Source organism: Kineococcus indalonis (assembly GCF_009906395.1).
GTDB lineage: Bacteria > Actinomycetota > Actinomycetes > Actinomycetales > Kineococcaceae > Kineococcus > Kineococcus indalonis.
Genome location: NZ_JAAALM010000077.1, coordinates 1,502 through 10,634, shown reverse-complemented (window position 1 = coordinate 10,634; position 9,133 = coordinate 1,502). Strand labels below are relative to the sequence as shown.

Genomic DNA, 9,133 nt, shown 5'->3' with positions numbered 1-9,133 from the left:
GCGCACGGCGGCCTTGACGGCCTCGCGCCCGCGGGCGGCGAGGGCGTCGGCGAGCTCGGGGGCGGCGAGGACGGCGTCGGTGCGGGGCACGGCGCGGCGCGGGTCGGGCACGGTGGGCGAACCTACCCCCGCCCCCCGACGGCCGCCCGGACGGCCGCACCGACGACCGCACCGACGACCGCACCGACGACCGCACCGGCGGCGGCCCGCGGGCGGGTGCGAGGGGCCGGTGCGCGCGCTGGCGGAGGCGGATGGGAATCGAACCCACCTGACCGAGGTGCTCGGTCACGTCGGTGTTGAAGACCGCGGGGGCCACCAGGCACCCGTACGCCTCCCCGTCAGCGCGCGGGGCACAGCCTGCCACAGCCTGCGGCCTGACCTACGGTGAGCGCCGTGACGGTCCTCGAGGAGAACCAGGGCGTGCGCCTGACGCAGTACGCCCACGGTGGCGGCTGCGCCTGCAAGATCCCCCCCGGGGAGCTGGAGGAGATGGTGGCGGGCCTGGCGCCGCCGGCCTCCGGCGACCTGCTGGTGGGCGTGGGCGACGACGCGGCGGTGGTGCGCCTGAGCGGCGGCACCGCCGTCATCGCCACGGCGGACTTCTTCACCCCCGTGGTCGACGACGCGTACACGTTCGGGCGGATCGCGGCGACGAACGCGCTGTCGGACGTGTACGCGATGGGCGGCACGCCGCTGGTGGCGGTGAACCTGCTGGGCTGGCCGCGCGGGGTGCTGCCGCGCGAGCTGGCGCGGGAGGTGCTGCGCGGCGGCGCCGACGCGGCCGCGGCCGCCGGCTGCCACCTGGGCGGCGGGCACAGCATCGACGACCCGGAGCCGAAGTACGGCATGGCCGTCACCGGCGTGGGCGACCCCGAGCGGCTGCTGCGCGGCGACGCGGCGGTGGCGGGGGTGCCGATCACGCTGACCAAGCCGCTGGGGCTGGGGGTGCTCAACAACCGCCACAAGCAGACCGGGGAGGTCTTCGAGGAGGCGGTGGCGGTGATGACCACGCTGAACGCCGACGCCTCGGCCGCGGCGCTCGCGGCCGGCGCGCGCTGCGCCACGGACGTCACCGGGTTCGGCCTGCTGGGCCACCTGCACGAGGTCGCCCGCGCCAGCGGGGTGAGCGCCGTGGTGGACGCCGCGGCGGTCCACTACGTGGAGGGGGCGCGCGAGTCGCTGGCGCAGGGGTTCGTGCCCGGCGGCAGCCGGCGCAACCTGGACTGGGTGCGCCCGCACCTGGACGCCGGGTCCGCGGGCGGCGGGCGGGCGTCAGCGGTGCCGGCGCGCCCCGCCCGCGCCCTGCGGGGCGCCGGTGGTGCCGGAGCTGTCGGAGGTGGCCGCCGGCGCGGTCTGGGCCGGCGGGGCGCCGCGCAGGTACAGGTACCAGTAGGCGACGCCCACGAACAGCGTGCCGCCGACGACGTTGCCCAGGCCGGCGAAGACCCAGTTGTTCACGATGTCGCCCCAGCCGATGCCGGGGGTGCCGACCCAGTACGCCGCCGGCAGGAAGAACATGTTCGCCACGACGTGGTCGAAGCCCAGGGCGACGAAGGCGGTGATGGGGAAGAAGATCGCCAGGATCTTGCCGGCGATGTCCTCGGCGGCCATCGACATCCACACGCCCAGGCACACCAGCCAGTTGCACCCGATGGCGCGCAGGAAGATCGAGCCGTTGGACTCGGTGAGGGCCTTGCCGGTGGCGATGCCCGAGAGCCGCTCGAAGGAGGCCGCCGCCGCGCTGCCCTCCGGGGAGCCGGGCCCGCCGATCACGCCGGTGTGCGCGGCGAAGACGTAGGCCACGAACAGCGAGCCGATGAGGTTGGCGAGCAGGATCACGCCCCAGTTCAGCCCCAGGCGCCCGAAGGTGGCGCGCTGCTTGAGCAGGGCCATGGGCACCAGCGCCATGTTCCCGGTGAGCAGCTCGGCGCCGGCCACCAGCACGAGCACCAGGCCCATGCTGAACACGGCGCCGGTGAGCAGGGTGGTCACCCCGCCCCAGATCGCCGGGTCCAGGCCGGCGGTCACGTCCACGGCCAGCAGGCCGGCGAAGGCGATGTACGCGCCGGCGAGGAAGCCGCCGACGAGCATCTTGCCCACGGGGAGGTGGGCCTTCTTCTCCCCCGCCGCGACGGCGGCGACGGCGATCTGGTCGGGCGTCTTGTACGCCACGGTCCCTCCCGGTGGTCCTTAGGCGGGGTGTGCCTGCGCGCTGCGCTGCTGAGCGCGCTCGTCCTCGGCGGTGTGGTCGCCCTGCCCGCGGGCGCCGCGCTGCCGCAGCCGTTCCCGCTGGGGGACGACGACGTACTTGGGGTCCTTCGTCGAGGCGACGCCGGCCTCGAAGACCGCCATGCGGGTCAGGAAGGAGCCGGTGAGCAGGCTCGCCCCGGCCAGGGCGGACAGCACGCGCGAGCGGTGGCCCAGCAGCGCCCCGGCGGCGCCCGCGGCGGTCAGCGCCCGCGCCGCCTTCAGGAACCGGCCGGGCCGGCCGAGGTGGAACGGCTCGCTGACGACGCCGTGCGCGCCCTCCATGCGGTGCGCGGCGGCCAGCTCCACGGTGGCGCCGATCACGGCCGCCCGCGCGGCGGTGCGGTTCTGCGCCACCGGGGCCAGCACCAGGCCCGCGCCGGCCCCCGCGGCCAGCGCGCTGCCGCCGAAGACGAAGGGCAGCTCCCGGTAGGGCTCGTGCCAGCTGGGCACGGCGGTGTCGGCGAAGAGCACGGCGGTGTAGGTGGCCAGCAGCGGCGCGGTGAGCGCGGCCCCGGCCCCGGCCGCCGAGCCCAGCGGGCCGGCGAGCCGGCGCACGAGGCCGAGCGGGCCGTGCCGGGGCAGCAGCGCGCCGGCCTCGGAGACCGCGGCGGCCCCGCACAGCGGTCCGAAGGCCGACAGGATCCACGTGCCGACCGACATCGGCGAGGTCGGCTTGGCGATGCGGAGCATGTTGTAGAACCGCTCGGGCCGGCCGAGGTCGATGATGAGGAAGTACGCGCTGGCCCCCACGGCGCCCAGGGAGGTCAGGCGCAGCCCGCGGCGGGCGGCGACGTGCCCCTTGCCGTCCGCGACCGCCGCGAGCATGGAGGTGCCGGCGGCCAGGCCGCCGGTGAAGAGGTAGTAGGCGATGTCGTGCGTCCACACCGGCGGTTTGAGCACGGCCCGGCCGTAGTAGGAGCGGAACTCCGCGTCGGGCACGACGGCGTTGACGTCGCCCTTGCGCTTGCGGCGCTTCTCGCCGCCGCGCCGGCCCATGCCGGCGTCCCACATGCGCGCGGCCTGCCCGCCCACGGGGTCGGTGCCGCTCACGTGCTCGGAGCCGGGCTGGCCCGGCTGGTGCGGGGTGCGCTGCGCCGGGCGCGGCTCGCCGTGCCCGAGACCCTTGAGCTGGCTGGGCTCGCCGTTCGCGCTCATCGACGCCCCACCGCGGCCGCGAGCGCGCCGAGCACCATGAACCCGGCGGCGGCCGCCATGTGCTTGTACATCGAGGGCAGGTCCCGGGTGGTGACCACCGGGTCCGGCGGCAGGCCGTACACCTCCGGCTCGTCGAGCAGCAGGAAGAACGCCCCGTCGCCGCCGACGCCGTCCTCCGCGTCGTGCCCGTACAGCCGCGCCTCGGTGACCCCGACGTCGTGCAGCTGCTGCCGGCGCCGCTCGGCGCGCTCGCGCAGCTCGTCGAGGTCGCCGAACTGGATGGACTCCGTGGGGCACGCCTTGGCGCACGCGGGCGTCTGGTCGGCGCCGAGGCGGTCGTAGCACAGGGTGCACTTCCAGGCCCGGCCGTCCTCCTCGCGCTTGTCGATGACGCCGTAGGGGCAGGCCGAGACGCAGTACCCGCAGCCGTTGCAGACGTCCTCCTGCACCACGACGGTGCCGAACTCGGTGCGGAACAGCGCCCCGGTGGGGCACACGTCCAGGCAGGCGGCGTGGGTGCAGTGCTTGCAGACGTTGGACATCATCAGCCAGCGCACGTCCTGCCGGCCCTGGCGGTCGGGCACCGGCGCGGGCGCGAGCATCCCCGGCATCCCGAGGAACTGCGAGTCCTCGCTCGCCGAGCTCTTCGCGCCGCCACCACCGCCCGCGCCGCCGCCCGAGCTGCCGCAGCCGCACGAGCCGCCGGCGCCGCACCCGCCCGCGGGCGCGGCGCCGGCGGCCACCCGCCCGGCGACCTCGGCCAGCGGCTGACCGCCCGGCACGGCGGTGCCCAGGCGGGAGGCCTCGTCGAAGACGTCGATGCCGGCGGCGATCACGTCCTGCTGCAGGGCCTCGGAGGAGGCGCCGGTGGCCGCCCCGGCGAACGGGGAGGACTGCTGGCCGACGGGGCGGGACTGCTCGATGAAGTGCACGGCGCGCCAGGAGTCCGCGCCGAGCCCGCCGGTGTTGTCGTAGGACGTGCCGAGCAGGTCGATGCCGTCCTCGGGCACCATGTTCCACTCCTTGCACGCCACCTCGCAGGCCTTGCAGCCGATGCAGACGGAGGTGTCGGTGAAGAAGCCCTTGCGCGGCGGCGGGTCGACGTACCCGGCGTCGCGCGCCGGGTCGTGCAGCGGGCCGTACAGGCTGTTCGCGGAGACCATCTAGCCCTGCCGCCCTTCGTCGTGCCGGTCGCGCCCGTCGCGGGGCCCGGAGCGCGGGGACTCCTCCAGGACCCGCAGCGCAGCACCGTGCTGCTGCGGCTGCCCGGGCCGGGAGCGGATGTCGTGCTCCACCGAGACGACCTTGTCGAGGTCCTCGTCGTCGTGGCCCTCCCCGGCGGCCACCGCGCCGTCGTCGGCCTGCTCGGCGCGGCTGCGCCCGTCGGGGTCGAGGAACTCGGCGGTGACGGCCACGGTGCCGGTGGACATCGTGACGCCGCCGCGCACGCGGTACTCGTCGATGAGCTCGAGCACCGCGCGTCCCCGGGGCCGCCGGCCGGGGCGCACGTCGCACGTGCCGGCCTTGAACTCCTGGATGTGCACGTTGGGGTCCAGCGTCAGGTGCACGAGGTCGTTGACGACGTCGCCGGTGGTCAGCCCGCCCTGGCCCCAGTGGTACGGCAGCCAGATCTGGTGCACGACCCTGTCCTGCACGCGCAGCGGCGCCAGCCGGTCGGTGACCATGACGCGGGCCTCGACGACCGCGCGGGCGGTGACGACGTGCGCCCAGCCCATGTGCGTCAGGCCCCGCTCGGCGGCCAGCTCCGGGGAGACCTCCATGAACAGGGCCGGCTGCAGCTCCGCCAGGTACGGCAGGAAGCGGCTCATGCCGCCGGCCGTGTGGTGCTCGGTCATCCGCGAGGTGGTCCACACGTAGGGGAACACCTCGCTGCCGCGCTCGGGCGGGCTGGGGTGCACCTCGTTGAGGTGGTTGGTGTAGATCTCCCGGGCCGGGTTCTGCTGCTGGGTGTAGACGGTGTTGCGGAACGGCGACTCGGCGGGCTCGTAGTGCGCCGGCAGCGGGCCGTCCACGACGCCCTTGGGCGCGTACAGCCACCCCTTGCCGTCGGACTGCATGATGAACGGGTCGTCGCCGGCGATGGCCTCCACGCCGGTGGCGCCCTCCGGGGGCCGGTACGACGGCGGCTTGGTGACCTCGAAGTCGGGCACGTCGTCGCCGGTCCAGCGCCCGGCCGCCTCGTCCCACCAGACCAGCGCCTTGCGCTCGCTCCACGGCTTGCCGTCGGGGTCGGCCGAGGCGCGGTTGTAGAGCATGCGCCGGTTCATCGGCCAGGCCCAGCCCCACTCGTGCGCGTGCAGGGACTGCTCGCGCCCGGGCTTGCGCCGCGCGGCCTGGTTGACGCCGTCGGCGTAGACGCCGGAGTAGATCCAGCACCCGCCGGAGGTGGTGCCGTCGGGCCGCATGGCGGTGTAGCCGGGCAGGAGCTCACCGGTGGTGAGGTCGTAGCCGTTGATCTCCTTGAGGACGTCCTCGGAGCTGGGCTCCTGCTCCTCGCCGTGCACCGGGTAGTCCCAGGCGACGTCGAGCAGCGGGCGGTCGCGCGGGTCGGTGGAGCCGGCCAGCTTCTCGCGCATCCGCCGGCCCAGGTGGTAGAAGAACCACAGCTCGCTGGTGGCGTCGCCCGGCGGGTTCACGGCCTTCTCGCGCCACTGCAGCATCCGCTGCGTCTGCGTGAAGGTGCCCTCCTTCTCCACGTGGGAGGCGGCGGGCATCAGGAAGACCTCGGTGCGGCACTCCTCCGGCACGATCTCGCCGGTCTCGACCTCGGGGGCGTCCTTCCAGAAGGTGGCGCTCTCGATCTCCACCAGGTCGCGCACGACCACCCAGTCCAGGTTGGCCATGCCCAGGCGCTGGGCGCGGCCGTTGGCCGAGCCGACGGCCGGGTTCTGCCCGAGCAGGAAGTACCCGAAGATCTTCCCGCCCTCGAGCATGTCCATGACCTGCCCGTAGGTGCCGTGGTCGCCGTCGATGCGGGGCAGGGCGTCGAACATGTAGTCGTTCTCGGCGGTGGCCCTGTCCCCGAAGTACGCCTTGAGCAGGCTCACGACGTAGGACTCGGCGTTGCCCCAGAACCCCTTCTGCCCCTGACCCCGGATCTGGTCGACGTAGGTCGCCAGGTCCGCGTGCTTCTCGGCGTGCGGCATGGGCAGGTAGCCGGGCAGCAGGTTGTACAGGGTCGGGATGTCCGTGGAGCCCTGGATGCTGGCGTGGCCGCGCAGGGCCATGATCCCGCCGCCGGGGCGGCCCATGTTGCCCAGCAGCAGCTGCAGGATGGCGCCGGTGCGGATGTACTGCACGCCCGTGCCGCGCTGGGTCCAGCCCACGCTGTAGACCAGGGCGGTCGTGCGCTCGCGGTTGGAGTTGGAGATCCAGGCCTCGGCGACCTCGTCGAAGACGTCGGTGGGGACCCCGCACACCTCGGCGACCATCTCCGGGGTGTAGCGCGAGAAGTGCCGCTTGAGGATCTGCCACACCGTGCGCGGGTGCTGCAGCGTCGGGTCGCGGCGGATGTCGCGGTGCTCCACCGCGGCGCCGCCCGCCCCGAGCTGGTGACCGCTCTCGCTCTCCTGGGCGCGGGCGGTGTCCTCCTCGTCGTCGCCGTGGTGCTCGCTGCCCTCGTACTGCCAGGAGGAGGTGTCGTAGGAGCGCTTCTCGGCGTCGAAGCCGGAGAACAGCCCGTCGAGGTCCTCGGTGTCCTGGAAGTCCTCGCTGACGATCCACGAGGCGTTCGTGTACGCCAGGACGTACTCGCGGAAGTCCCGCTCCTGCGTCAGGACCCGGTTGACGATCGCCCCGAGGAACACGATGTCCGTGCCGCTGCGGATCGGGACGTAGGTGTCCGCCAGCGCGCTGGTGCGCGTGAAGCGGGGGTCGACGTGGATGACCTTGGCCCCGCGCGCCTTCGCCTCCATCACCCACTGGAACCCGACCGGGTGGCACTCGGCCATGTTCGAGCCCTCGATGACGATGACGTCGGCGTTGCTCAGGTCCTGCAGGTCACCGGTGGCCCCACCGCGACCGAACGAGGCACCCAGACCGGGCACCGTGGCGGAGTGTCAAATGCGCGCCTGGTTCTCCACCTGGATGGCGCCCATGGCGGTGAACAGCTTCTTGATGAGGTAGTTCTCCTCGTTGTCCAGCGTGGCGCCACCCAGGCTGGCGATCCCCATCGTGCGGTTGAGCTTGTTGCCCCGCTCGTCCGCGTCCTGCCAGCCGCGGCGGCGGGCGTCGAGGACGCGGTCGGTGATCATCTCCATCGCGGTCTCGAGGTCCAGCTCGGACCACTCGGTCGCGTACGGGGCGCGGTACTTGATCCTGGTCAGCCGGGCGTCGCCGTTGACCAGCTGCTCGCTGGCCGAGCCCTTGGGGCACAGCCGGCCGCGCGAGTGCGGGCTGTCGGGGTCGCCCTCGATCTGCACGACGCGCTCGTCCTTGACGTACACGCGCTGCCCGCAGCCCACGGCGCAGTACGGGCACACGGACTTCGCCACCCGGTCGGCCGTGACCGTCCGGGGCGTCAGCGACTTCGACCGCTTCGACTGGGTCGCGGCTCCGCGGCCCAGCGGGTCGTCACCGGTCAGCTGGCGGTAGACCGGCCAGCCCTCGATCCAGGTGCGCACTCCCACGCCGCGAACGTACACCCGGCCCCCCGGGGCCCGCCCGTCGTGCGCGAGGCGCGCCGCAGCGGCACCGTGGGGGCGCACCCGGCGCTCCGCGGGACGGACCGCCACCGGCACCACCACCACGTGAGGAGCAGCACCGCATGGCCACCGTGCCCACGATCACGCTCAACGACGGCCGCGAGATCCCCCAGCTGGGCTTCGGCGTCTTCCAGATCGACCCCGCCGACACCGCCGCCGCCGTGCGCAGCGCGCTGCAGGTCGGCTACCGGCACATCGACACCGCCGAGATGTACGGCAACGAGAAGGAGGTCGGCCAGGGCGTGCGCGACGCGGGCCTGGACCGCGCCGACGTCTGGATCACCAGCAAGCTCAACAACGGCTTCCACGAGCCGGACGCCGCCCGCCGGGCGATCGAGGGGTCCCTGGCGGCGCTGGACACCGACTACCTGGACCTCTTCCTCATCCACTGGCCGCTGCCCACCCTCTACGGCGGCGACTACGTCTCGACGTGGAAGGTGCTGGAGGAGGCCCACGCCGACGGGCGGCTGCGCTCCATCGGCGTGTCGAACTTCCAGCCCTCCCACCTGCAGCGCCTGCAGGACGAGGCCACGGTGGTGCCGGCGGTGAACCAGATCGAGGTGCACCCCTACTTCACCAACGAGGAGGCGCGCACGGCCAGCGCCCAGCGCCAGATCGCCGTGGAGGCGTGGTCGCCCATCGCGCAGGGCGCCGTCCTGGGCGACCCGGTGATCACCGAGATCGCGCAGCGGTACGGCAGGTCCCCGGCGCAGGTGACGCTGCGCTGGCACGTCGAGCGCGGCGACATCGTCTTCCCCAAGTCCTCCACGCCCTCGCGCATGGAGGAGAACTTCGCCCTGTTCGACTTCGAGCTGACCGGCGAGGACGTGGCGGCGATCAGCGCCCTCGACAAGGGCGAGGAGGGGCGCACCGGCCCGAACCCCGACACCTTCGACTACGTGCCCGACTGACCCGGCACGTCCACCCGCGGGCCCCTTCCGCTGCGCGGGCCGGCGGTGGTGGGCTGGGGCGGTGAGCACCCCGGCGGACGTGCCGGGAGGGGC

Annotated in this window: 5 protein-coding genes, 1 tRNA gene and 2 pseudogenes; 2 read left to right on the top strand and 6 right to left on the bottom strand. The window is 73.9% G+C overall.

What is annotated here, in order from left to right; genetic code table 11:
• Both GTR00_RS24840 and GTR00_RS06130 read right to left on the bottom strand, forming a co-directional pair.
• Positions 1 to 90: hypothetical protein (locus tag GTR00_RS24840; RefSeq protein ID WP_323132261.1), on the bottom strand; the 90-nt coding region annotated here is incomplete at its 3' end.
• A 149-nt stretch (positions 91 to 239) separates the two neighbouring features.
• Positions 240 to 335 (bottom strand) — tRNA-Sec (locus GTR00_RS06130).
• Positions 336 to 393: 58 nt separating this feature from the next.
• Here GTR00_RS06130 and selD point away from each other — a divergent pair.
• Positions 394 to 1,245: pseudogene (gene selD, locus GTR00_RS06125) on the top strand (selenide, water dikinase SelD); the annotation flags it as partial.
• Positions 1,246 to 1,272: 27 nt separating this feature from the next.
• Here the strand turns inward: selD and GTR00_RS06120 are convergent.
• The 4 genes and pseudogenes from GTR00_RS06120 to fdh all read right to left on the bottom strand — a co-directional run.
• Complete coding sequence (locus GTR00_RS06120) at positions 1,273 to 2,172, bottom strand: formate/nitrite transporter family protein (RefSeq protein ID WP_166610751.1); 900 nt, start codon at positions 2,170 to 2,172, stop codon at positions 1,273 to 1,275.
• 18 nt (positions 2,173 to 2,190) lie between these two features.
• Positions 2,191 to 3,405 (bottom strand): NrfD/PsrC family molybdoenzyme membrane anchor subunit, encoded by a 1,215-nt coding sequence (nrfD, locus tag GTR00_RS06115; protein WP_205705195.1) that lies wholly within the window; start codon positions 3,403 to 3,405, stop codon positions 2,191 to 2,193.
• Positions 3,402 to 4,568, bottom strand: a complete 1,167-nt coding sequence (locus GTR00_RS06110) for a 4Fe-4S dicluster domain-containing protein (protein WP_166610750.1) — start codon at positions 4,566 to 4,568, stop codon at positions 3,402 to 3,404. The genes nrfD and GTR00_RS06110 overlap by 4 nt, the downstream gene beginning before the upstream one ends.
• A 240-nt stretch (positions 4,569 to 4,808) precedes the next feature.
• Positions 4,809 to 8,054: pseudogene (fdh, locus tag GTR00_RS06105) on the bottom strand (formate dehydrogenase); the annotation flags it as partial.
• A 137-nt stretch (positions 8,055 to 8,191) separates the two neighbouring features.
• Here fdh and GTR00_RS06095 point away from each other — a divergent pair.
• Positions 8,192 to 9,040 carry an aldo/keto reductase gene (locus tag GTR00_RS06095; RefSeq protein ID WP_166610747.1) on the top strand — a complete coding sequence of 283 codons (849 nt, stop codon included), beginning with the start codon at positions 8,192 to 8,194 and terminating at the stop codon, positions 9,038 to 9,040.
• Positions 9,041 to 9,133: the final 93 nt, after the last annotated feature.

What these genes read in the sequence shown, in the direction of transcription:
- nrfD (WP_205705195.1), bottom strand. Translation starts at nt 3,405, where the DNA reads ATGAGCGCGAACGGCGAGCCCAGCCAGCTCAAGGGTCTCGGGCACGGC.
- GTR00_RS06110 (WP_166610750.1), bottom strand. Translation starts at nt 4,568, where the DNA reads ATGGTCTCCGCGAACAGCCTGTACGGCCCGCTGCACGACCCGGCGCGC.
- GTR00_RS06095 (WP_166610747.1), top strand. Translation starts at nt 8,192, where the DNA reads ATGGCCACCGTGCCCACGATCACGCTCAACGACGGCCGCGAGATCCCC.